Source organism: Allobosea sp. 10N428 (genome assembly GCF_056394545.1).
The window spans coordinates 25,943-47,401 of record NZ_JBFTIC010000005.1; the positions used below are offsets into that span (position 1 = coordinate 25,943).

General features: G+C 65.4%; 23 protein-coding genes. 14 read left to right on the top strand and 9 right to left on the bottom strand.

Annotated features, from left to right (window positions below):
• Positions 1-60 precede the first annotated feature (60 nt).
• From AC1DDA_RS16515 to AC1DDA_RS16525, 3 genes are all read right to left on the bottom strand, one after another.
• Positions 61-486: a YciI family protein gene (locus AC1DDA_RS16515; RefSeq protein ID WP_476796563.1), complete on the bottom strand. Its 426-nt coding sequence runs from the start codon at positions 484-486 to the stop codon at positions 61-63.
• 35 nt (positions 487-521) lie between these two features.
• The gene (locus AC1DDA_RS16520) at positions 522-944 is read right to left on the bottom strand and encodes a YciI family protein (RefSeq protein ID WP_476796564.1); all 423 of its coding nucleotides are present in this window, start codon (positions 942-944) and stop codon (positions 522-524) included.
• 182 nt (positions 945-1,126) lie between these two features.
• On the bottom strand, positions 1,127-2,467 hold the full coding sequence (locus AC1DDA_RS16525; RefSeq protein WP_441510153.1) for a dihydroorotase: 1,341 nt from the start codon (positions 2,465-2,467) through the stop codon (positions 1,127-1,129).
• Positions 2,468-2,617: 150 nt separating this feature from the next.
• Between AC1DDA_RS16525 and ygfZ the strand changes: the two genes are divergently transcribed.
• From ygfZ to AC1DDA_RS16540, 3 genes are read left to right on the top strand one after another with little or no spacing between them, the layout of a single operon-like run.
• Positions 2,618-3,517: a CAF17-like 4Fe-4S cluster assembly/insertion protein YgfZ gene (gene ygfZ / locus AC1DDA_RS16530; RefSeq protein WP_476796565.1), complete on the top strand. Its 900-nt coding sequence runs from the start codon at positions 2,618-2,620 to the stop codon at positions 3,515-3,517.
• Positions 3,514-4,158, top strand: coding sequence for a DNA-3-methyladenine glycosylase I (locus tag AC1DDA_RS16535; protein WP_476796566.1), 645 nt, complete (start codon positions 3,514-3,516; stop codon positions 4,156-4,158). Before ygfZ ends, AC1DDA_RS16535 begins: the two co-directional genes overlap by 4 nt.
• Positions 4,158-4,784, top strand: a complete 627-nt coding sequence (locus tag AC1DDA_RS16540; protein WP_476796567.1) for a YfbR-like 5'-deoxynucleotidase — start codon at positions 4,158-4,160, stop codon at positions 4,782-4,784. The genes AC1DDA_RS16535 and AC1DDA_RS16540 overlap by 1 nt, the downstream gene beginning before the upstream one ends.
• On the opposite strand, the gene AC1DDA_RS16545 is transcribed toward AC1DDA_RS16540, so the two are convergent.
• Complete coding sequence (locus AC1DDA_RS16545) at positions 4,759-6,135, bottom strand: VWA domain-containing protein (protein WP_476796568.1); 1,377 nt, start codon at positions 6,133-6,135, stop codon at positions 4,759-4,761. The genes AC1DDA_RS16540 and AC1DDA_RS16545 overlap by 26 nt on opposite strands.
• A 254-nt stretch (positions 6,136-6,389) precedes the next feature.
• Between AC1DDA_RS16545 and aceB the strand changes: the two genes are divergently transcribed.
• Entirely contained in the window at positions 6,390-7,997 is a 1,608-nt protein-coding gene (gene aceB / locus AC1DDA_RS16550; RefSeq protein ID WP_476796569.1) for a malate synthase A, read from the top strand.
• A gap of 62 nt (positions 7,998-8,059) precedes the next feature.
• On the opposite strand, the gene AC1DDA_RS16555 is transcribed toward aceB, so the two are convergent.
• The 3 genes from AC1DDA_RS16555 to AC1DDA_RS16565 are packed head-to-tail and all read right to left on the bottom strand — an operon-like array spanning position 8,060 to position 9,428.
• Positions 8,060-8,221: a hypothetical protein gene (locus AC1DDA_RS16555; RefSeq protein WP_476796570.1), complete on the bottom strand. Its 162-nt coding sequence runs from the start codon at positions 8,219-8,221 to the stop codon at positions 8,060-8,062.
• A gap of 44 nt (positions 8,222-8,265) precedes the next feature.
• On the bottom strand, positions 8,266-9,210 hold the full coding sequence (locus AC1DDA_RS16560; protein ID WP_476796571.1) for a dihydrodipicolinate synthase family protein: 945 nt from the start codon (positions 9,208-9,210) through the stop codon (positions 8,266-8,268).
• An 8-nt stretch (positions 9,211-9,218) separates the two neighbouring features.
• Positions 9,219-9,428, bottom strand: a complete 210-nt coding sequence (locus tag AC1DDA_RS16565; protein ID WP_476781240.1) for a hypothetical protein — start codon at positions 9,426-9,428, stop codon at positions 9,219-9,221.
• A 177-nt stretch (positions 9,429-9,605) separates the two neighbouring features.
• On the opposite strand from AC1DDA_RS16565, the gene AC1DDA_RS16570 reads away from it, so the two are divergent.
• From AC1DDA_RS16570 to fghA, 6 genes are all read left to right on the top strand, one after another.
• The gene (locus AC1DDA_RS16570; protein ID WP_476796572.1) at positions 9,606-10,649 is read left to right on the top strand and encodes a DUF3616 domain-containing protein; all 1,044 of its coding nucleotides are present in this window, start codon (positions 9,606-9,608) and stop codon (positions 10,647-10,649) included.
• A gap of 5 nt (positions 10,650-10,654) precedes the next feature.
• A complete protein-coding gene (locus AC1DDA_RS16575) occupies positions 10,655-11,248 on the top strand; it encodes an NUDIX domain-containing protein (RefSeq protein WP_476796573.1) in 594 nt (197 codons plus the stop codon).
• Between the two features lie 294 nt (positions 11,249-11,542).
• Positions 11,543-12,460, top strand: coding sequence for a hypothetical protein (locus AC1DDA_RS16580; RefSeq protein ID WP_476796574.1), 918 nt, complete (start codon positions 11,543-11,545; stop codon positions 12,458-12,460).
• 139 nt (positions 12,461-12,599) lie between these two features.
• Entirely contained in the window at positions 12,600-12,884 is a 285-nt protein-coding gene (locus AC1DDA_RS16585; RefSeq protein ID WP_441510165.1) for a metal-sensing transcriptional repressor, read from the top strand.
• 25 nt (positions 12,885-12,909) lie between these two features.
• Positions 12,910-14,022 (top strand): S-(hydroxymethyl)glutathione dehydrogenase/class III alcohol dehydrogenase, encoded by a 1,113-nt coding sequence (locus AC1DDA_RS16590; protein ID WP_476796575.1) that lies wholly within the window; start codon positions 12,910-12,912, stop codon positions 14,020-14,022.
• Between the two features lie 159 nt (positions 14,023-14,181).
• Positions 14,182-15,018: an S-formylglutathione hydrolase gene (gene fghA, locus AC1DDA_RS16595; RefSeq protein ID WP_476796576.1), complete on the top strand. Its 837-nt coding sequence runs from the start codon at positions 14,182-14,184 to the stop codon at positions 15,016-15,018.
• 90 nt (positions 15,019-15,108) lie between these two features.
• Here the strand turns inward: fghA and AC1DDA_RS16600 are convergent, their stop codons facing one another.
• A complete protein-coding gene (locus tag AC1DDA_RS16600; protein ID WP_476796577.1) occupies positions 15,109-15,459 on the bottom strand; it encodes a hypothetical protein in 351 nt (116 codons plus the stop codon).
• A gap of 149 nt (positions 15,460-15,608) precedes the next feature.
• Here AC1DDA_RS16600 and AC1DDA_RS16605 point away from each other — a divergent pair, with 149 nt between their 5' ends.
• Positions 15,609-16,460 carry an outer membrane protein gene (locus tag AC1DDA_RS16605; RefSeq protein ID WP_441510169.1) on the top strand — a complete coding sequence of 284 codons (852 nt, stop codon included), beginning with the start codon at positions 15,609-15,611 and terminating at the stop codon, positions 16,458-16,460.
• A 75-nt stretch (positions 16,461-16,535) separates the two neighbouring features.
• Here the strand turns inward: AC1DDA_RS16605 and gpmI are convergent, their stop codons facing one another.
• Positions 16,536-18,050, bottom strand: coding sequence for a 2,3-bisphosphoglycerate-independent phosphoglycerate mutase (gene gpmI, locus AC1DDA_RS16610; RefSeq protein ID WP_476796578.1), 1,515 nt, complete (start codon positions 18,048-18,050; stop codon positions 16,536-16,538).
• A 117-nt stretch (positions 18,051-18,167) separates the two neighbouring features.
• Between gpmI and AC1DDA_RS16615 the strand changes: the two genes are divergently transcribed.
• The 3 genes from AC1DDA_RS16615 (at position 18,168) to AC1DDA_RS16625 (ending at position 21,454) form a co-directional block, all read left to right on the top strand.
• Entirely contained in the window at positions 18,168-18,917 is a 750-nt protein-coding gene (locus tag AC1DDA_RS16615) for a haloacid dehalogenase type II (protein ID WP_476796579.1), read from the top strand.
• Between the two features lie 18 nt (positions 18,918-18,935).
• Positions 18,936-19,622 carry a glutathione S-transferase family protein gene (locus AC1DDA_RS16620; protein WP_476796580.1) on the top strand — a complete coding sequence of 229 codons (687 nt, stop codon included), beginning with the start codon at positions 18,936-18,938 and terminating at the stop codon, positions 19,620-19,622.
• A gap of 158 nt (positions 19,623-19,780) precedes the next feature.
• Positions 19,781-21,454: a formate--tetrahydrofolate ligase gene (locus AC1DDA_RS16625; RefSeq protein WP_476796581.1), complete on the top strand. Its 1,674-nt coding sequence runs from the start codon at positions 19,781-19,783 to the stop codon at positions 21,452-21,454.
• Positions 21,455-21,459: the final 5 nt, after the last annotated feature.

Here is a 21,459-nt window from a genome sequence, read left to right on the forward strand (position 1 = left end):
GAAGCGATACACACCATCAGCCCATCGGCTGGCAAGGGGCGCAGGCAAGGCGTCGGTCGGTCAGCCCTGCCGCTCGGACTCGGCCTTCAGGCGATCCCACTGCGCCGCAGTTTCCGGCGTGACGATCTCACCGAAATCGGCCAATTCGAACAGCGGCCGGATCTCGATTTCGGACGGGCCGGGCATCGGGTTCGGGCAACGCTTGACCCAGGCGATGGCTTCGTCGAGCGAAGCGCATTCCCAGAGCCAGTAGCCGGCCACAAGTTCCTTGGTCTCGGCGAAGGGCCCGTCGACGACGGCGCGTTTCGTGCCGTCGAACTGGACACGCGCACCCTTCGAGCTGGGCTGTAGGCCGTCGCCGCCCTTCATGATGCCGGCTTTCACCAGCTCTTCGTTATAGGCCATCATCGCCTCGAGCAGTTCCTGGGTCGGCTGCGCGCCGGCTTCGCTGTCCTTGGTCGCCTTGACCATCACCATGAAACGCATCGGTTTTCTCCTTGGATTTGGGATGTAAGGTCGGGTCAGCTGATGCGCTTGTCGGCTTCGGCGCGCAGGTGCTCTTTCCGCTCGCGCCGCTCCGGCGTCACCATCTCGCCGAACGCCTCCATCTCGAAGACGGAACGCAGCTCGATCTCGGTGCCGCCATCGAAGGGCGCGCGCTTCAGCCATTCGACGGCTTCGTCGAAGGACTTCACCTGCCAGAGCCAGAAGCCGGCGAGCAGCTCCTTGGTCTCGGCGAAGGGGCCGTCCGTGATCGTCCGCTCGCTACCGGAAAAGCGCATGCGCAGCCCCTTGGAGGTCGGGTGCAAGCCTTCTGCGGCGAGCAGGATGCCAGCCTTGATCAGCTCCTCGTTGTAGACACCCATCTTCGCGAAGACGTCCGGGTCCGGCATCACGCCGGCTTCGCTGTCCTTGCTGGCCTTGACCAGAACCATCACACGCATCGGTCTTCTCCTTGGGTTTGGGAGAACCGGGCGGCTCCGGCGCGGACCGCCGAAACCCGTTCTCTGACTGCACGTCGAACGGGCGCGGCTGGAATCGACAGCGCCGGAAATCTTTTTTCGATTTTTTTGCGGAGCCGACCGCGCGCTCATCCAGAGCCGAACGCGGGCGGCGCCGATCCGTTTCAGGCGCCGCGCGGCAGCGCCTCCAGGAAGCGGGCCGGCTCGCCCTGCGACGGCATCGTTAGCTCTCCCTCCCACATCACCTTGAGGCCGCGCACGAAGGTGCCGACCGGCCAGCCGGTGACGGTGACGCCGTCATAGGGCGTCCAGCCGCATTTCGAGGCGCTCCACTCCTTGGTGATCGTCTCGCGGCGCTTGAGATCGACGACGGTGAAATCGGCATCGTAGCCGACTGCGATCCGGCCCTTGCCTTCCAGCCCGAAGATGCGCTGCGGCCCGGCGCTGCTGAGGTCGACGAAGCGCTCCAGCGTGAGCCGGCCGGCATTCACATGGTCGAGCATGATCGGCACCAGCGTCTGCACGCCTGGCATGCCGGAATGGCTCGCCGGATAGGGGTGGTGCTTCTCCTCATGGGTATGCGGCGCATGGTCGGAGCCGAGCACGTCGACGATGCCCTGCTCGACGCCCCACCAAATGCGCTGGCGATGACTGTCGTCCCGGATCGGCGGGTTCATCTGGGCGTAGGTGCCGAGCCGCTCGTAGCAATCCGGCGCGACCAGCGTCAGATGGTTCGGCAGCACCTCGACCGTCGCGACATCCTTATGGTCCTTGAGGAAGACCATCTCCTCGCCGGTCGAGATATGCAGAATATGGACGCGCGCGCCGGTCTCGCGCGCGATCCGCACCAGCCGCTTGGTGCAGGTCAGTGCTACCTCCGGCGAACGCCAGACCGGATGGCTCGACGGATCCCCCTCGACGCGCAGCGGCATGCGCTCGCGCAGCATCATCTCGTCTTCGGAATGGAAGGCGGCGCGGCGGCGCGTGCGCTTCAGGATCTCGGCGACGCCCCGGTCGTCCTCGACCAGGAGGTCGCCGGTCGAGGAACCCATGAACACCTTGATCCCGGCCGCGCCCGGCAGCCGCTCCAACTCCGGCACATCGGCCGCGTTCTCATGCGTGCCGCCGACCCAGAAGGCGAAGTCGCAATGCATGCGGTGCCGGCCGCGCCTGATCTTGTCGGCCAGAGCCTCCGGCGTCGTCGTCTGCGGGATCGTGTTCGGCATCTCGAAGACGCAGGTCACGCCGCCGAGCGCGGCCGAGCGCGAGCCCGTCTCCAGATCCTCCTTATGGTCGAGCCCCGGCTCGCGGAAATGCACCTGGCTGTCGATCACGCCCGGCAGGATATGCAGGCCGGTGCAATCGACCACCTCACCGGCCGAGGCCTGCGAGAGATCGCCCAGCGCCATGATCTTGCCGCCGGTGATGCCGATGTCGCGCGCAACGCGGCCATCCTGGTTCACCACCGTGCCGCCCTTGAGGATGACGTCATAGGTCTGCGGCATGGCGGTTCTCCGGGCGGTTGAGCAAAGGGGCGATGCGGCCTACCTATCGGCAGAGTCGCCGTCTCGGAAGTGGAAACAGCTTTCGGGTGGCGCAGTGCTCCCTTTCGGCCGCACGAGCCCGCCACGGAATCAGAACTGGAACGGCTGCCCATGTCCGCTACCCGATTGATCGATCGCGGTGTCATCCGCGTCAGTGGCGAGGATGCCCGCGACTTCCTGCAGAACCTCGTCACCAACGATCTCGACCCGGTCACGCCGGGCCACGCCGGCTACGGTGCGCTGCTGACACCGCAGGGCAAGATCATCTGCGACTTCTTCATCGTCGCGCTGTCGCCGGAAGACGGCGGCGGCTTCCTGCTCGACACTCCGCTGCTCCAGACCCCCGATTTGATGAAACGCCTGAAGCTCTACAAGCTGCGCTCCAAGGTCGTGCTGGAGGACCTCACCGAGAAGAGCACGGTGCTCGCCTCCGCTGATGGCGCGCCGCTGCCGGAAGACGCCGGCTTCGTCTATGACGACCCGCGTCTGCCCGCACTCGGCCAGCGGGCCATAGCCGATGCCGAGGGCATCGACGATCTCGTCACGGCAACGGCTGATGCCTACCACGCCCGCCGCATCGCGCTGGGCATACCCGCCGGCGGGCGCGACTTCCCCTATGGCGACACCTTCCCGCACGAAGCGCTGCTCGACCAGCTCGGCGGCGTCTCCTTCAAGAAGGGCTGCTATATCGGCCAGGAGGTCGTCTCCCGCATGCAGCATCGCGGCACCGCCCGCACCCGCGTCGTGCCCGTTGACTTCGACGACGGCATCGTCGCCGAGACCGGCGCCGAGGCGGTGGCCGGCGGCAAAACGCTCGGCACCATCGGCTCGGGCGCGAACGGCAAGGCGCTCGCCATGCTCAGGCTCGACCGGCTGGCCGATGCGCTCGCGGCTGGCGAGACGCCGCTCGGCGGTGGCCTTGCCTTCCATCTGGCGGAGAAGCCCGATTTCATCCGCTTCCCCTTCCCCGGCGAGCCGGGCTTCGGAGCAGCCGCAGAGGTCGCCCTATGAGCGAGGTAATTGTCTCGAGCGATGAGCGCATCGCGATCGAAGGGCCGGACGGCAAGTTCCGCTGCCGTTGGCCCGGCACGGACCCGCTCTACCTCACCTATCACGACACTGAATGGGGCGTGCCGGAATATGATTCTCGCGCGCTCTGGGAGAAGCTGATCCTCGATGGTTTCCAGGCCGGCCTCTCCTGGATCACCATCCTCAGGAAGCGCGATGCCTTCCGCGCCGGTTTCGCCGATTTCGAGCCGGAAGCGGTCGCCCGCTTCGGCGAGGCCGATGTCCAGCGCCTGCTCGCCGATCCCGGCATCATCCGTCATCGCGGCAAGATCGAGGGCACGATCAAGAGCGCACAGGCCTATCTCAGGCTGAGCGAGCGCGAGCCCTTCGCCGATTTCCTCTGGAAGCATCTCGACGGCCGCGTGCTGCAGAACAGCTATCGCACGCAGGGAGAGGTGCCGACACAGACCAAGGTGTCGGAGACGATCGCCAAGGAGCTGAAGAAAGCCGGCTTCACCTTCTGCGGCCCGACCATCGTCTACGCCTTCATGGAAGCCTGCGGGCTGGTCAACGACCACCTGACCGGCTGCTTCCGCTATGCGGAATGCGCTGCGCTGGCGCGCGACTTCCGCCCCGCCGCCTGATGGTCCGCAAGCCCGAACCGCCGCGCGCCTGGCAGCGCATGCTCTCCGGCCGCCGGCTCGACCTGCTCGACCCCTCGCCGCTCGACATCGAGATCGAGGACATCGCCCATGGCCTTGCGCGTGTCGCCCGCTGGAACGGCCAGACGCGCGGCGCGCATTCCTTCTCGGTGGCGCAGCATTGCCTGCTGGTCGAGGCGATCGCGGGTCATCTCAACCCGGATTGGAGCGATACCTGGCGCCTGATGGCGCTGCTGCACGATGCGCCGGAATATGTCATCGGCGACATGATCTCGCCGTTCAAGGTGGTGATGGGCGATGCCTATAAGAGCGTGGAACTGCGCCTGCTCACGGCCATCCATCTGCGCTTCGGCCTGCCTGCAACCACACCGGCTATGCTGAAGCGCAAAACCAAGGAGGCCGACACCATCGCCGCCTTCTTCGAGGCGACGCAGCTCGCCGGCTTCGCCCGCGCGGAGGCGCTGAAATTCTTCGGCCGACCGCAGGCGCTGCCGGCCGAGGTCATCGCCTGGCTCGATCCGCTCGACACCGAGGCAGCGCAAGCGCGCTTCCTGGCGCGCTTCGCGGAACTCGGCGGCGAGCTCAATGAGTCAAACGCACCGCGCTGATCTCGTTGGCGATCGACTTGAAGATCGGGCTGAGCTGCGAGGCGCTCGTCACCTCATAGTACATTGTCGCGTCTGAAGCACATTCCTTCAGCATTGCAGCGTTTCCGTTCATGACGCGAATTGTATAAACTAATATACCGGCATCTTTTACGTTCTTGCAAGCGGGCTTTGTCCGCTTGTCAACCTCAGGCTCATAGTTTAATCCGGTTCCATTCCAGCGATTTTGCGTATTATCGCCATCTGTCAGCAGGATCATATACTTCTTTAGGCGCGGCTCCGTCGCAGGCTTGGCCTCGGCATAAGGAAGAGAGGTCGAGAGCGTAGCCCACCCCCAAACCGCACCGATGGTGACATTGGTGGCGCCGACAGGCTTCATGGCGTCCACGCGCGCATTCAGCGCCGTCCAATCAGATGTCAACGGCATGATCTCGACGAGAGAAGCCTCTTTGCACCACGCCGCCGGGTATTGCTGGTTGTTGGCTGCATAGGAACCGCCATCGGTAATGTCGTAATTTTGATCCCGATCGGTGATGCAGCCATCATTCTGAGCCCAGGCGGCCTTGTTCATCGTTTGGCTGGTACAGGATTTATTTCCATTCTTATCAGGAGCCGTGCAATTCAATCCATCAGTATTGGAAATTGAAGCCTTGTTGTTATCGAGATCGACGCAATTGGCTCCTTTACTGTTGCATTGAACTCGACGCGTAAATCCGTACTTGATCCAGGGCTCGTCTTTGAAACTGCGAGGAACACGAACCTGCGTGTTGAATGGGACAATCGAGATCCTGATCTGATCGGTCTCGATGGCAGCCTCCTTCATGATCTTGATCAAATCCTTGGCGGCCGCCTTCAGATTGGTCATCTTGTCGTCGTCTTTCATCGAGCCGGTATTGTCGAGCACCAGCGCGAGCTCGATCGTGTTGGTGCCCCAGGTCGATTGGCTATCGCTCGCAACTGCGATGGACTGAGGGCCGAGCACGCGCCCGATCGTCGTCTCCACACTGGCATTCGCCGAGATTTTGATCGTTCGCGCCGTACGGTCGATCGAGACAGTTGCGCCACCGAACTCGCTCTTCACGCTCGCTGGCAGGTTGTCGCGGATCCAGGAATCGATACGGTCCCGGAGCTGAGCGTCGGTCAGCTTCTGGGCATCGCGCGCGGCCATCAGCGAGGCGGAGTCGATCGCCGAACTCAGCGCTTGGCGGGCGTTGCTGGCACGCGCATAGTCGACGGTGACCCCGACGATTCCGATCAGCGGAAGGGTCAGGAAGCCGGTCATGACGAGCACGTTGCCGCGCTGATCGCGGCGCAACCGCCGCATCAATTCCGAAACGAAAGCGAGCTTGACCATCACATCTCATCCTGGGCCGGATTGCCGCATTGAGCCGGATGAGCGTTGGGGGTCGGAGCTTACGAATTGCTAAAATCGATTCGTGGAACTCGGCCCTATCTGCATATTTTGCCGTAAAATAGGTACCGCGACGTCACATCGCCTTCGACGTGCGGAATATTATTGCCACTTCAGAACAAGTGATGATCATTTTTTGTCGTTTTGAAAATAATGATTTCACGGGACAATGCGATCAGTTCACCAAAGGAGCAGCCATGTCGGACACCCCCGCTCTCTCCCTGGCCTCCGGCGTCGTCATCAAGGGCGCCGTGCAGCCGCGCTTCGACGAGATCCTCACCACGGAAGCGCTCGCCTTCGTCGCCGACCTGCATCGCCGCTTCAACGAAACGCGCAAGCGGCTGCTCGCCGTTCGCGCCGAGCGGCAGAAACGCTTCGACGCCGGCGAGACGCCCGACTTCCTGGCCGAGACCCGGCATATCCGCGAAGGCGACTGGAGCGTCGCGCCCATCCCAGCCGATCTGCAGGACCGCCGCGTCGAGATCACCGGCCCGGTCGACCGCAAGATGATCGTCAACGCGCTGAACTCCGGGGCCAAGGTTTTCATGGCCGATTTCGAGGACGCCTCCTCGCCGGTCTGGGCCAACATGATCGAAGGCCAGATCAACCTCCGCGACCGCTGGGCGAACAAGATCGACTTCACCGATCCTACGAACGGCAAGGACTACAAGCTCAAGGACAAGCCTGCGGTCCTGATCATCCGTCCGCGCGGCTGGCATCTGCCGGAGCGCCATATCGAGATCGACGGCGAGGAGGCCTCCGGCTCCCTGATGGATTTCGGCCTCTACGTCTTCCATAACGCCAAGGCGGCGCTGGCCGCCGGCTCCGGCCCCTATTTCTACCTGCCGAAGCTGGAGAGCCATCTCGAGGCCCGGCTCTGGAACGACGTCTTCGTCGCCGCGCAATCGGCGCTCGGCCTGAAGAACGGCACGATCAAGGCGACCGTCCTGATCGAAACCCTGCCCGCCGCCTTCGAGATGGACGAGATCCTCTACGAATTGCGCGAGCACATGGCAGGCCTCAACTGCGGGCGCTGGGACTACATCTTCTCCTTCATCAAGAAGCTCGCCCGCAACAAGGCCTATATCCTGCCCGACCGGTCGCAGGTCGTGATGTCCAAGGCCTTCCTGCGCGCCTATTCGCTGCTGCTGATCAAGACCTGCCACAAGCGCGGCGCCTTCGCGATGGGCGGCATGGCGGCGCAGATCCCGGTCAAGAACAACCCCGAGGCCAATGCCGCCGCCTTCGCCAAGGTCAAGGCCGACAAGGAGCGCGAGGCCGGCGATGGCCATGACGGCACCTGGGTCGCCCATCCCGACCTCGTCCCGGTCGCCATGGAGGTCTTTGACCGGCTGATGCCGCAGGCCAACCAACTCGGCAAGAAGCGCGACGACGTGAACATCGGCACCAAGGACCTGCTGGAGGTCCATCAGGGCACACGCACGGAGGAAGGCTTCCGCGAGAACATCCGCATCGGAGTGCAGTATATCGAGGCCTGGCTGCGCGGCCGCGGCGCGGTCCCGATCTACAACATGATGGAGGATGCGGCGACCGCCGAGATCAGCCGCGCCCAGATCTGGCAGTTCGTCCAGTATGGCGTCGAGCTCGAAGGCGGGGTCAAGGCCGATGCCGCTCTGTTCAAGCGCTGCCTGCCCGAGGAGATGGACAGGGTGAAGGGCGAGCTCGGGGCGGAAGCCTATGCCAAGGGCCGGTTCCCCGAAGCGATCGCGCTCTTCGAGACGCTGTCGCTGGCGCCGAACTTCGAGGACTTCCTCACCGTGCCCGCCTACGCCAAGCTGGGCTGAACACAGCTCCGATCAGTCCAGCGAGGACGCCGCCAGATGGTGGCGCCCTTTCGCTTTCGTGGTCAGTTGAGGTGCCACCAGACGCGCCCGCCGATAATCACGGAAAGCAGGATCACCGCCCCGAAGAGGTGCAGGAGATCGGCTTTCCAGCCGCCGGCCGGCGAGGAGCGGACATGCCGGTAGATAGCTTCGCGGCGACGACGATAGCTGCCGATCGTGCTCATTGAAGTCTCCATCCGAAACGTTGCGGGCGCTTTCCCCACGCCGGTCAGGCGCGGTGGGCAGGCCCCATCGCACCGCGACTCACGGCGGCCGGTACCGTCCCTGCGAGCGGGCGCGGTAGATCCTCGATCACATCACGCACGAGGGTTGCGAGCTCGGGGCGCGCCGAGACGAGCGGCGCGCGGCAGGTCGCGCCGACGCCGGGATGCAGTATCGACAAGGCGAGCTTGACCAGCACCGGATCGGGCTCCCGCGCCAGCAGGTCGAGCAGCGGGACGAGGCGCCGCTGCAGGATCTGCGCCTGCCCGTAGAGCTCGGAGCGCGCCGCGCTCTCCAGCCGCGCCAGCCAATGCGGCGCGAGATTGCCGACGCTGGTGACCGCCCCGCATCCACCCGCGAGCAGATAGGCCGGGATAGTTTCGGCCGCACCGGTGAGCCGCATGAACCGGCGGTCGCGCAGCCGCGCGATCCGGTCGCAGCGCGCGAGATCGCCGCGCCGTTCGAGGATGCCGACAATGTTCGCCGCGCCTGCGAGCATCTCGAGCGTCTCCGACGCGATCTCGACGCCGCAGCGGTCCGGATCATTGTCGAGGATGATCTCGAGACCCGTGGCCTGCGCCGCCGCGAGCGCATGGGCCGCGAGCCCCGCCTGCGTCGGCCTGTTGTAATAGGGCATGCGCAGCAGCAGCGCCGAGGCGCCGGCCTTCTCGGCGGCGACGATCTCGGCAATCGTCTCGGCCGTGGCATAGCTGCCGACGGCCGCGATCACCGGGAAATGCCTGCCCGCGATGAGGCGGGCGGCAGCACAAAGTTCGCTGCGCTCCGCCTCGTTCAGCGTCGAGTTCTCGCCTGTGGCAGTGCCGATCACGATACCGTCGGCGCCCTGAGCGATCTGCCAGTGAATGAGGCGTTCCAGGGCACCGTAGTCGATCGCATCCTCGTCGAAGGGCGTGACCAGCGCGGTGAACATGCCGTGAAGCCAGTGGTTCATGGCGCGTCTCAAAGCAGCCGGAGCGTTTTCGCGGTCATACGGACCGCGCGCGGCCTGCGGCCGGCTTCGAACACGGCATAGCGCAACGCGGCGCCCTGATCGGCGAAGATTCCGCCGCCGCGGCCATGGGTCTCGACGGCCAGCCAGTGACCTTCAACGTCTCGCCCGACCAGAAACGCGAGCGGGCCGCCAAAGGGTTTGCGAGGGATACTGAGCATCATCCTGTTTCCCGAACGGTCTCCGGGACCGCACGGACAAGGTATTTTCGCCGCCATAGCCATTCGAGACAGGGCAAGGGGCGACAACATCAACGATGCATAAGGAGAACGCGAAACCGCTTTTGACTTCCGCGGGCCGCTCGCGCTCAATCCGGTCCTCTCGTCTGGATTCGCCGCATGCGCCCCCGCCTTCTCCCCCTCCTCGCCGCCCTGCTTTGCGCCTCCTTCGCCCAGGCCGCGACGCTCGCCCCCGAACAGCGCTTCAGGACGCTGGGCGACTTCTCGGGCAAAAAGCCCGGCAAGCCGGCCCGCGATGTCAGCGGCCTCGCCTGCATGCCGGTCGCGAACGGCGCCCAGCGCTGCTTACTGATCAATGACGAGGGCTCATTCGCCCAGTTCGCCTGGATTGCGGAGAACCGCATCACGCCCGGCGCCACGCTCCCGATCGTCGGCCCGGACGCTTCGCCCGACACCCTCGGCCAGCCGCCGCAGGGCATCTGCCGGGCCCCCGGCCGCTTTGCCGAACTCGACGGCGAGGCCGTCGCCTATGCGGATGGTGCCTTCTATCTGGCGGGTTCGCATGGCTGCTCGCGCAACAAGGGCGAATTCCGACTCTCCGCCTTCCATCTGGCGCGGATCAAGGTCGACGTGGAAGGCGCCCCGACCGGCCGCGTCGAGCTGACCTATCGCCTGAGCGACATGCTGCGCCAGGCCGGCGAGGCGGGAGCCTTCTTCGGCCGGAGCCTGATGGACGACAACGGGCTGAATGTGGAAGGCATCGCCGTCATCGGCGATACGCTCTGGGCCGGCCTCCGCGCACCTTCGCTCGGCGACCGCAGCTTCCTCGTCGGCGCTTCGCTCACAGCGCTCTTCGCACCCGGGCATGCGGCCGCGACAGCGGCTCCGACGGTGGTGGCGCTGCCGGCCGGGCGCGATCGCGGCATTCGTGACCTCGCCCCCCTGCCCGGTGGGCGATTGCTCGCGCTGCTTGGCCCGGCACAGGAGCAATCGCTCCCATATTCCCTGATGTTGGTCGACACGGCCCGGCCCGAGGCAGCTGAGACCCTCGGCGAGCTGCCCGCCCGCGGCAGCGGCAAGGCGGAATCCCTGACCGTTCTGGCCGAGGGCCGCGGCGCGCTCAGCGTCCTGATCGGCTATGACGGCCGCAAGAACGGCCATTTCGAATCCTACCGATTGCCCCTGCCGGCAGAGACCCGCTGAACGCCATGGACTTCCACGCCCGCCTCTCCCGCGCCGTCGCGCGCTACCGGAGCGAGGTCGCCGGCCCGCGCGAGCATCTCTCGCTGCTGCGCTGGCAGATGGCGGAGGGCCATGCGCTCGACCGCCGCGATACCTTTCCCGGCCATCTCACCACCAGCGCTTTCGTGCTCTCCCCCGACCATGCGCAGATCCTGCTGATCGACCATGTCGTGATCGGTCGCTGGCTCCAGCCCGGAGGCCATTGGGAGGAGGCTGAGCACTTCCACCTCTCGGCGGCGCGCGAGGCTGAGGAGGAGACCAGCGTCCAGGGGCTGTCCCTGCATCCCTGGCACGCGGGCGGCGATGTGCCCTTCACCATCGACAGCCACGACGTGCGGCAAGCCCGCGCGCGGCGAGCCGGATCATATCCATCACGATCTGCAATACCTCTTCCTGGCCGATCCTGCCTGGCCATTGGTTGCCCAGGCGGAGGAGGTACATGCCGCGGCCTGGAAACCCGTCGAGGAACTGGCGGCGATCGCGCCGCGCGCGCTGGCCCGCATCGCGATGCTGTCCCTGCCCGCCTGATTGTTGCTGCGACGCAACATGTTACATTATAACGGAACAAGAGGCATTCCAACTCTCGCGTCCCCGTGGCGGTCACGCCATAGTTCGTCGGGAGGCGCTCCTCTATTGCAAGCCACTTGCAATAACGTATGACCGTCGCTCACCCGCTGGAGTCGTCATGCTGGCAAACCCGTCTCTGTTGCAGCGTCACAACAGCCGGACGGATTGTCGCAATACTTATGGCTCCTTTATCGCGGCAGGCGGGCCACGAATGCATCCTTGCACCGATCCCGGATGACTGAGCGCGGTTTGCACGCGCCGGTTCCCACTCAACTGGAATTTCTGCTATGAAGCTGGCCTCCGCCCTCCTCTCCGCCCGCCTCGGTCTCGCCCTCTTCGGCACCTGCGCCGCCTCCATCGCCTCCGCCGCCGACCTGCCATCCCGCAAGACCGCTCCCGCACCGGCGCCAGTCGTCTCGGCCTGTATCGAGAGCGAAGGCATCCCGACCGACGCCTTCGGCTTCACCACCGGCTCGGATGTTGCGGAGAAGGGCTCCTTCGGCCCGAGCCTGACCTATAACGGCGGCTTCGGCACGCGCGTCGGCTCCTCGAACGGGCACGCCCTTACCTTGCAGGGCTCCTACGGGCTCTTCCCCTGCTTCGAAGTCGGCCCTTATGTGCTGGGCAACTTCACGAATGCCTCGGCAGGCGGCGTGAGCGCCGACTCGGGCGCCTTGGGCGCCGGCGTCGAGATGAAGTACAAGCTGCTCGGCCGCGACATGCACGGCCTCGGCCTGACGCTCGTCATCGACCCCAGCTTCAACCGCGCCGATCCGGACGGCGCCGGCCGCTTCACCACCTACAACACCGGCATCCGCCTCTTCGCCGACAAGACGCTGATCCCGAATACACTGTACGCCGCGCTCAACCTCTCGCAGGATCTGACCTGGACCGGGCCGTCGCCCTATCAGCGCTCATCCACCTTCACGGTCGGCGGTTCGCTCTCCTGGCAGGTGTCGGATGGGCTCTATCTCAGCGGCGAGGTCCGCCATATGCGCGCCCATAACGAGCTCGGCTTCGGCAACGAAGCCGGCTACGCCACCTTCGCCGGCCCCGGCATCTTCTGGCAGGCGACGAAGCAGCTCGCCCTCTCCGCCGCCTACAACATCCAGATCGCCGGCAAGGCCAAGGGCGAGCCCAGCAATCTCGATCTGACCAATTTCAGCCAGCACCTCGTCAAGGTGAAGCTCGGCTACAGCTTCTGAGCCTTCCGAACATCGCGCCTGCGCAAGGGCGGCAGCGGCAACGCTGCCGCCCTTTTTCATGTCGGCAGGTCGTCCGCATTGACATACTCCCCCCGAGTACCATAGCTTGACCGGCAGATCGAAGCTCGACGCGCCCCCAATGCCTCACACGCCTGAAGAAAAGAAGCGCGCCGTGACGCGGCTGCGCCGGATCAAGGGGCAGGCCGACGCCCTGATCGCCGCCGTGGAGCGCGGCGAGGAATGCGGCGCGTTGCTCCAGCAGCTCGCGGCGCTGCGCGGCGCAGCGACCGGGCTGATGGCGGAGGTGCTGGAAAGTCACTTGCGCGAGACCATGCATGGCACTGCCGACGCGGCGAAGGCGCCCCCCGACGATGCCGACGAAATCGCCGCGATCATGCGGGTCATCCGCCCCTATTTGAAATAGCCGTTCGCAAGGAAGGACCCCCCCGATGAAAACCCGTGCCGCCGTCGCCTGGGAAGCCGGCAAGCCCCTCACCATCGAAACCATCGAGATCGGCGGCCCCAAGGCCGGCGAGGTGCTGGTCGAGGTCATGGCCACCGGCATCTGCCACACCGACGCCTACACGCTGTCGGGCCTGGATTCGGAGGGCAAGTTTCCGGCGATCCTCGGCCATGAGGGCGCGGGCATCGTGCGCGAGGTCGGCGCCGGCGTGACGACGCTGAAGCCCGGCGATCACGTCATTCCGCTCTACACGCCGGAATGCCGCAGCTGTAAGTCCTGCCTGTCGCGCCGCACCAATCTCTGCACCTCGATCCGCGCCACCCAGGGCCAGGGCGTCATGCCGGACGGCACCTCCCGCTTCTCCTGCGACGGCGGCGAGGTCTTCCACTATATGGGCTGCTCGACCTTCGCGAACTTCACCGTCCTGCCTGAGATCGCGCTCGCCAAGGTCCGCGAGGACGCCCCCTTCGACAAGATCTGCTATATCGGCTGCGGCGTGACGACCGGCATTGGCGCTGTCATCTACACCGCCAAGGTCTGGCCGGGCGCGAACGTCGTGGTCTTCGGCCTCGGCGGCATCGGCCTCAACGTCATCCAGGGCGCCCGCATGGTCGGCGCCGACAAGATCATCGGCGTCGACATCAATCCGGCCAAGCGCGCGATGGCCGAGAAGTTCGGCATGACCGACTTCATCAACCCGGCCGAGATCGGCAACGACAAGGTCGTGCAGGCGATCGTCGACCTCACCGGCGGCGGCGCCGATTTCTCCTTCGACGCCACCGGCAACACCAATGTGATGCGTCAGGCACTGGAGTGCTGCCATCGCGGCTGGGGCGAGTCGATCATCATCGGCGTCGCCGAGGCCGGCAAGGAGATCGCGACGCGTCCCTTCCAGTTGGTCACCGGCCGCGTCTGGAAGGGCACCGCCTTCGGCGGCGCGCGCGGGCGCACCGACGTGCCGAAGATCGTCGACTGGTATATGGAAGGAAAGATCAACATCGACGACCTGATCACCCACAAGCTGAGCCTCGACGAGATCAACCACGGCTTCGACCTGATGCATGAGGGCAAGTCGATCCGCAGCGTCGTGGTGTATTGAGCCGCCGTTTTGCCGCCTCATAGGGCGGGCATCAGGACGCGATGGCCGGGCGCGCCCCGGCCATCCTCTTTGCTGGCATTCTCTGAACTCCGGCTCCCGGGAAAGTGCTCCCCATCCGGAAAATGACGTCTCGCCGCCGCCCACAAGAAAGGACCCCATATGGAACTCCTCTCCTCCTCCAAGGCCTTCGGCGGTTCCCAGCGCGTCTATCGTCATGAAAGCACGGCCTGCGCCTGCCCGATGAGTTTCGCGATCTATCTGCCGCACCAGATCGAGGATGGTCCGGTTCCCGTGCTCTGGTATCTTTCCGGGCTGACCTGCACCCATCAGAATGTCATGGATAAGGGCGAGTACCGCGCCRCAGCCGCCGCCAACGGCATCGCCATCATCTGCCCCGACACCAGCCCGCGCGGCGAAGCCGTGCCTGATGAGCCCGACAACTGGCAATTCGGCTCGGGGGCCGGCTTCTATCTCGACGCCACCCAGGAGCCCTACGCCCGCAACTACCGGATGGAGAGCTATATCCGGGACGAGTTGCCGGCGCTCGTCAGCAAGAATTTTCCGCTCGACATGGGCCGGCAAGGCATCTTCGGCCACTCCATGGGCGGGCACGGGGCGATCACGCTCGCGCTCAAGAACCCCGGGCGCTACGCGTCGATCTCCGCCTTCGCGCCGATCGCCCAGCCCTCCACCGCCGGCTGGTCCCGGCCCGCTTTCGAGAAATATCTCGGCCCCGACGAGACGACCTGGCGCGCCTATGATTCAACCCTGCTGATCGCGGATGGGCATCGCATCCCTGATCTGCTGGTGGACCAGGGCACCGCCGACGGCTTCCTCGATGAGGGCCTGCGCCCGCAACTGCTCGAAATCGCCTGCGCAACGGCCGGAATCCCCCTGCAGCTGACGATGCGGGACGGCTACGACCATTCCTATAATTTCGTCTCGACCTTCATGGCGCAGCACATCGCCTGGCATGCCGAGCGGCTGTTCGCGTAGCCGGCGCCCCGCGGTATTCATCCAAATGGAGGATGCTGCTTAACGCTATTTGGGGCCAACTATGCGCCGGGGGGCCACAGGTGCGGCCTATCAATGATGGAAATGCAGATCGCTCATCTGAATGAGCGTGGGAATTTTTTTGTCATCGTCCCAGTCGAAAGCTCCTTCGGCGCGCAGTCCCGCGTGGCTCAGGAGGCCGCGATCGACAGAATGCGGCTTGCTGCGATGGCAGCGCATCTCAACGGCACGGTCGTTCCCGTCTGGCAGCATGGCGACCGCCTGGCCTTTCGGGCTCCCCAACGCTTTCACAGCTTCTTCAGGAGCCTGTCGCTGCCGATCATCCGCAGCAAGCTGAACGCGACTCTGCCCTGCCAATGACAGGGCGGCGGCCTGCCCGCCATTGTGCCCGCTTCGAGCTTCGGCCAATTCCGCAAGCGACAAGATTTCGTTAAGAATCCGGGCATTCTTCAGGCAAAAGTAAGGTTAGCAGTTAGGGTTAAGGGTCATTTAAGAAATATCTGCCAGGTTCTTCCCGTTGGTAACTCGCGCGGGCTGCGTTCTTGCGCCGCGCAAACGCGAAGGACACTGCCATGGGCAGCCTGAAAACTCTCGCGCTGGCGGGCGCCCTGACCCTCGGTGCCTCCCTCGCGGCGCAAGCGGCCGATCTGGCCTACGCGCCTCCGCCTCCCCCGCCCGAGCCCCTCGGCCTCAAGGGCACGATCTCCAGCGGCATCTACCTGCGCGGCGATGTCGGCGTCGGCGTCCAGACCGTCGGCAAGTATTTTCAGGAAGATGTTGCCCAGTTCGGCGGCAGGTTCTTCGGCAAGACCGACAACTCGGCCTTCTTCGCCGGCCTCGGCATTGGTTATCGCTTCAACAACTGGCTCCGCTTCGACGTCACCGGCGAATATCGCGGCTCTTCGTCGATCGGGGTGAACGACATCGTCTTCAACCCCTTCATCAACGACAACCAGACCAACACCTACAAGGGCAACCTGTCCTCGCTGGTCACGCTCTTCAACGGCTATATCGACCTCGGCACCTGGAACTGCCTGACGCCGTATATCGGCGCCGGCATCGGCTTCACGCAGAACCGCATCAGCGGCCTCACCGACCAGGGCTCGGTCGCCGGCTTCCCGACGCTGGGTTTTGCAAACAACGGCACCAAGACCAACGTCGCCTGGGCGCTCATGGCCGGCCTCGGTTACGAGGTGAACAAGAACCTCACGCTCGAACTCGGCTATCGCTACCTCAACCTGGGCGACGGCCAGTCGGGCCGCATCCAGAACGCCTTCCTCCCCGAGAGCTATGGCCCGCTCAAGGCCAAGGACATCGACAGCCACGACTTCCGCATCGGCATGCGCTGGAACTTCGGCGACCCGAACTGCTGCGGCACGCCGGAGCCGGTCGCCTACGCACCGCCGGTCGTGCGCAAGTACTGAGCCGGCCTCGACAGCCAACAAACGAAACGGCGCGGATCATCTCCGCGCCGTTTTGCTTTTGTCGGTCGGCGCGCTTCAGCGCAGCAGCGACTGCCCGGTCATCTCCTCCGGCTGCGCCATCCCCATCAATGCCAGCAATGTCGGCGAGATGTCCGCCAGACGCCCATCCGCCAGCGCCCTGGCCTGCCCGCCGATCAGCATCAGCGGCACGACATTGGTCGTGTGCGCCGTATGGGGCTTTCCGGTCTGCGGATCGACCATCAGCTCGGCATTGCCGTGATCGGCGGTGACGAGCAGCGCGCCGCCCTGACGCTGCACCGCCTCGGCGATGGCGCCCAAACCCGCATCGACCGTCTCAACCGCCTTGATCGCCGCCGCCAGCACGCCGGTATGGCCGACCATGTCGGGATTGGCGAAATTGAGCACGACAAGATCGTAGCGACCGGAGTCGATCGCCTCGACCGCCCTGGCGGTCAGCTCAGGCGCCGACATCTCCGGCTGCAGATCATAGGTCGCGACCTTGGGCGACGGCACCATCGCCCGCTCCTCCCCGGCATAAGGGGTCTCCTCGCCGCCGTTGAAGAAATAGGTGACGTGCGGATATTTCTCCGTCTCCGCCATGCGGATCTGCGTCCGACCGGCCTTGGCGACCGTCTCGCCCAGCCCGTTGGCGAGTGTCTGCGGCGGGAAGAGCGCCGGCATGATCTTGTCGAGTTCGGCGCTGTAGGAGGTCATGCTTACCGCCTTGACGAGTTGCGGCCGGCGCGGGCGCACGAAGCCGGTGAAATCAGGCTCCAGCACCGCATTCAGGATCTCGCGGATGCGGTCCGAGCGGAAGTTGAAGCTGAGCAGCCCGTCGCCATCCTTCATTCCGGCATAGCCGCCGATCACCGCCGGGAGGATGAATTCGTCGTTGACCTTGCCGGCATAGGCAGCCGCGATCGCGGCATCGGCCGTGGCGAAGGCTTCGCCCTCCCCCAGCACCATCGCACGCCAGGCCTTCTCGACCCGCTCCCAGCGATTGTCGCGGTCCATGGCGTAATAGCGGCCGCAGACGCTGGCGATGGTCGCGCCGGGCGGCAGTGCGGCGGCAAAGGCCTTCACGTACTCAGCCGCCGATTGCGGCGGCGTATCGCGCCCGTCGGTGAAGATGTGGACCTGCACCGGGATACCCTGCTTCGCCAGGATATGGGCGAGCGCCACCGCATGGTCCTGGTGGGCATGGACGCCGCCGGGCGAGACCAGGCCGAGCAGATGGCAGGCCCCGCCGCTCGCCTTCAGCGCCGCAACGAGGCCCGACGCCGCGAGCGCCGCCTCGATCGAGCCATCCGCGATCGCCTGGTTGATCCGCGGCAGGTCCTGCATCACCACCCGGCCAGCACCGAGATTGAGGTGCCCGACCTCGGAATTGCCCATCTGGCCTTCGGGCAGCCCGACGTCGAGCCCGGAGGTTCGCAAGAAAGCATGCGGGCAACTCGCCCAGAAACGATCGAAATTCGGCGTCTTCGCCAGCCGGATCGCATTGTTCTCGCTCTGCTCGCGCCAGCCCCAGCCGTCGAGGATCATCAGCATCACGGGGCGAGGCGGCATCGGCTTTGACCTGTCGGCATCTGTGAAAGGTGCTTGTGCGGATATCACGCACCCGCTCGTCTATGCGAGTGCTAAGAAAGCGGCGGAACCGCGGCGAAGCCCCAATGGGAGGCCCCGATGACGACCAAGGCGCTGGTTTTCGATGCCTATGGCACGCTGTTCGACGTGCAATCCGTCGCGGCCGTCACGGACAGAGCGTTTCCCGGACATGGCACGACGATCACCCAGATCTGGCGGCTGAAGCAGCTCGAATACACCTGGCTGCGCGCCCTGATGGACCGCTACGAGGATTTCTGGACCGTCACGCGCGACTCGCTCGACTTCACCTTGCGGACGCTCGGGCTCTCGGCGCCGCCTGATCTCGTCTGGCAGATCGCCGAGGCCTATGACGCGCTCGCCCTCTATCCGGAGGCGCGGGCGGCGCTGGAAGGGCTCGCCCCATACCGCCTCGCCATCTTCTCGAATGGCAGCCCGGCTATGCTGAAGCGGCTTGTTACCCATGCCGGCCTCGGCGAATTGCTGGAGACCGTGATCAGCGTCGACGAGATCGGCATCTACAAGCCCGACCCGCGTGGCTACGCCTATGTCGAGAAGCGGCTCGGGCTGACGCGGGATGAAATCCTCTTCGTCTCCTCCAACGGCTTCGACATCGCCGGTGCCAAATCGCACGGCTTCCATGTCGCCCGCATCGAGCGCGTCTCGACAGACAGGCTGCGCTGCGAGCTGGAAATGGCCGCGACGATCGATCCGGCCCTGATGTTCAAGGCGCTCAGGATGCAGCCGGAGCAGCTCGGCTTCCAGGCCGACGCGACCATTGCCGCGCTGACCGATCTCGTCTCCTATGTCGCCGCATTGAGACAGGCCTGAGCGCCGCCGAGGAGCCCCATGATCAAGCTCTACTACCACCCCTCCCCGAACCCGGCGAAGATCGCGCTCTTCCTCGAGGAGGCTGGCCTGCCTTACGAGATGGTGCCGGTCGACACACGCAAGGGCGATCAGTTCAAGCCGGAATTCCTGGCGATCAACCCCAACGCCAAGACCCCGGCCCTCACCGATGGCGACGTCACCGTCTTCGATTCCAACGCCATCCTGCTCTACCTCGCCGAGAAGACCGGACAGTTCCTGCCGCCGGACACGCCGAAGGCACGCGGCGAGATGCTGTCATGGCTGATGTTCGTCGCCACCGGCATCGGCCCCTATTGCGGCCAGGCCGTGCATTTCAGCCGCTTTGCCCCGGAGAAAATCCCCTACGCCATCAACCGCTATTCCCATGAGGCCGAGCGCCACTGGGGCATCATCAACGATCTCCTCGCCCAGCGCCGCTACATGCTCGGGGACGTCTACACGCTGGTCGACATGTCGGTCTGGGGCTGGGCGACCCGCCTTTCCTTCGCGGTGGGCGAAACCTGGCCCGAGATGTTTCCGCATGTGAAGCGCCATCTCGACGAGATCTCGGCCCGGCCCGCGGCGCAGCGCGCGGTCGCCCTTAAGGATCAGTTCGCCTTCAAGACCGATTTCGACGCGGAAGCGTTCAAGTACCTGTTCCCGCAGAACGCTCATCTGAAAGCTTGAGCGGCCCGCGCGGCGCGCTCACCGCGAAGCGCCGCACGCCTGTGCATCATGGCAGCCACCGCAGCAAAAGCGCTGGCGGCGACGGGCGTTTCACGCCAGTGTCGCCGCGGCTCTGCCTCCGGGGAGGCGCGGAGCAAGTACAGTCTCCGAGAGGACGGATGCCGACCGATATCGAGATCGCGCGCGCCGCGACGCTTCAACCTATCGCCGCTATTGCCGAGCAGGCGGGCATTCCTTCAGAGGCGCTCAATCCCTACGGCAAGCATATCGCCAAGATCGATACCCAGGCGATCCCCGACTTCGAAACGCGGCCGGACGGCAAGCTGATCCTGGTCACGGCGATCAGCCCGACACCGGCCGGCGAAGGCAAGACCACGACGACGGTCGGTCTCGGGGATGGCCTGTCCCGCATCGGCAAGCGCGCGCTGATCGCACTCCGCGAGCCCTCTCTCGGCCCCTGCTTCGGCGTCAAGGGCGGCGCGGCCGGAGGCGGCTATGCCCAGGTCGTACCGATGGAGCAGATCAATCTGCATTTCACCGGCGACTTCCACGCCATCACCAGCGCCCATAATTTGCTCGCGGCCATGGTCGACAACCATGTCTACTGGGGCAACGGGCTGGAATTCGACACCCGGCACATCGCCTGGCGACGCGTGCTCGACATGAACGACCGGGCGCTGCGCTCGACAGTCTCCTCGCTCGGCGGCCCCGGCAACGGCTTTCCGCGCGAGGATGGCTTCGACATCACCGTCGCCTCCGAAGTGATGGCGATCTTCTGCCTGGCGCGCGACGCGATCGATCTCGACGAGCGTCTTGGCCGCATCGTCGTGGGCCGCACGCGCGACAAGCGCCTGATCACCGCAGCCGACCTCAAGGCGACCGGCGCGATGAGCGTCCTGCTCAAGGACGCGCTGATGCCGAATCTGGTGCAGACGCTGGAAGGCACGCCCGCCTTCGTCCATGGCGGCCCCTTCGCCAACATCGCCCATGGCTGCAATTCGGTGATCGCGACACGCGCCGCGCTCAAACTCGCCGACTACGTCGTCACCGAGGCCGGCTTCGGCGCCGATCTCGGCGCCGAGAAGTTCTTCGACATCAAATGCCGCAAGGCCGGGCTCAAGCCCGCTGCGGCTGTCGTCGTCGCCACAGTGCGCGCCCTCAAGATGCATGGCGGCGTCGCCAAGGACGAGCTCGGCCAGGAGAACCTCAAGGCGCTGGAAGCCGGCATGGCCAACCTCGCTCGCCATGTCGAGAACATCCGCAAATTCGGCGTGCCGCCGATCGTCGCGATCAATCACTTCGCCACCGACACGGCGGCCGAGCACGATCTGATCCGCCACTACTGCCGCAACCACCTGGGCGCCGAGGCGATCATCTGCCGGCACTGGGCCGAGGGAGGCGCCGGCGCCGAGGAGCTCGCCCGCAAGGTCGCCGCGCTCACAGACGAGGACGACGCCGATTTCGCCCCGCTCTACCCCGACGAGATGCCGCTGCGGGAGAAGCTGGAGACGATCGCCCGCGAGATCTATGGGGCGGCCGGCGTCGGCGTCGACGGCAGGCTGCGTGACCGCCTGGCCGAGCTGGAGGCGGCCGGCTTCGGTAAGCTGCCGATCTGCGTCGCCAAGACCCAGTATTCCTTCTCGGCCGACCCGGCGCTGCGTGGCGCCCCCTCCGGCCATATCGTGCCGCTGCGCGAGCTCAGGCTTTCGGCCGGCGCGGGCTTCGTCGTCGCGATCTGCGGAGACATCATGACGATGCCCGGCCTGCCGCGTCATCCGGCGGCCGAGCGTATCCATATCGACGCGCTGGGGCGGATCGAAGGGTTGTTCTGACGGCT

What these genes read in the sequence shown, in the direction of transcription:
- AC1DDA_RS16515 (WP_476796563.1), bottom strand. Translation starts at nt 486, where the DNA reads ATGCGTTTCATGGTGATGGTCAAGGCGACCAAGGACAGCGAAGCCGGC.
- AC1DDA_RS16520 (WP_476796564.1), bottom strand. Translation starts at nt 944, where the DNA reads ATGCGTGTGATGGTTCTGGTCAAGGCCAGCAAGGACAGCGAAGCCGGC.
- AC1DDA_RS16525 (WP_441510153.1), bottom strand. Translation starts at nt 2,467, where the DNA reads ATGCCGCAGACCTATGACGTCATCCTCAAGGGCGGCACGGTGGTGAAC.
- ygfZ (WP_476796565.1), top strand. Translation starts at nt 2,618, where the DNA reads ATGTCCGCTACCCGATTGATCGATCGCGGTGTCATCCGCGTCAGTGGC.
- AC1DDA_RS16535 (WP_476796566.1), top strand. Translation starts at nt 3,514, where the DNA reads ATGAGCGAGGTAATTGTCTCGAGCGATGAGCGCATCGCGATCGAAGGG.
- AC1DDA_RS16540 (WP_476796567.1), top strand. Translation starts at nt 4,158, where the DNA reads ATGGTCCGCAAGCCCGAACCGCCGCGCGCCTGGCAGCGCATGCTCTCC.
- AC1DDA_RS16545 (WP_476796568.1), bottom strand. Translation starts at nt 6,135, where the DNA reads ATGGTCAAGCTCGCTTTCGTTTCGGAATTGATGCGGCGGTTGCGCCGC.
- aceB (WP_476796569.1), top strand. Translation starts at nt 6,390, where the DNA reads ATGTCGGACACCCCCGCTCTCTCCCTGGCCTCCGGCGTCGTCATCAAG.
- AC1DDA_RS16555 (WP_476796570.1), bottom strand. Translation starts at nt 8,221, where the DNA reads ATGAGCACGATCGGCAGCTATCGTCGTCGCCGCGAAGCTATCTACCGG.
- AC1DDA_RS16560 (WP_476796571.1), bottom strand. Translation starts at nt 9,210, where the DNA reads ATGAACCACTGGCTTCACGGCATGTTCACCGCGCTGGTCACGCCCTTC.
- AC1DDA_RS16565 (WP_476781240.1), bottom strand. Translation starts at nt 9,428, where the DNA reads ATGCTCAGTATCCCTCGCAAACCCTTTGGCGGCCCGCTCGCGTTTCTG.
- AC1DDA_RS16570 (WP_476796572.1), top strand. Translation starts at nt 9,606, where the DNA reads ATGCGCCCCCGCCTTCTCCCCCTCCTCGCCGCCCTGCTTTGCGCCTCC.
- AC1DDA_RS16575 (WP_476796573.1), top strand. Translation starts at nt 10,655, where the DNA reads ATGGACTTCCACGCCCGCCTCTCCCGCGCCGTCGCGCGCTACCGGAGC.
- AC1DDA_RS16580 (WP_476796574.1), top strand. Translation starts at nt 11,543, where the DNA reads ATGAAGCTGGCCTCCGCCCTCCTCTCCGCCCGCCTCGGTCTCGCCCTC.
- AC1DDA_RS16585 (WP_441510165.1), top strand. Translation starts at nt 12,600, where the DNA reads ATGCCTCACACGCCTGAAGAAAAGAAGCGCGCCGTGACGCGGCTGCGC.
- AC1DDA_RS16590 (WP_476796575.1), top strand. Translation starts at nt 12,910, where the DNA reads ATGAAAACCCGTGCCGCCGTCGCCTGGGAAGCCGGCAAGCCCCTCACC.
- AC1DDA_RS16605 (WP_441510169.1), top strand. Translation starts at nt 15,609, where the DNA reads ATGGGCAGCCTGAAAACTCTCGCGCTGGCGGGCGCCCTGACCCTCGGT.
- gpmI (WP_476796578.1), bottom strand. Translation starts at nt 18,050, where the DNA reads ATGCCGCCTCGCCCCGTGATGCTGATGATCCTCGACGGCTGGGGCTGG.
- AC1DDA_RS16615 (WP_476796579.1), top strand. Translation starts at nt 18,168, where the DNA reads ATGACGACCAAGGCGCTGGTTTTCGATGCCTATGGCACGCTGTTCGAC.
- AC1DDA_RS16620 (WP_476796580.1), top strand. Translation starts at nt 18,936, where the DNA reads ATGATCAAGCTCTACTACCACCCCTCCCCGAACCCGGCGAAGATCGCG.
- AC1DDA_RS16625 (WP_476796581.1), top strand. Translation starts at nt 19,781, where the DNA reads ATGCCGACCGATATCGAGATCGCGCGCGCCGCGACGCTTCAACCTATC.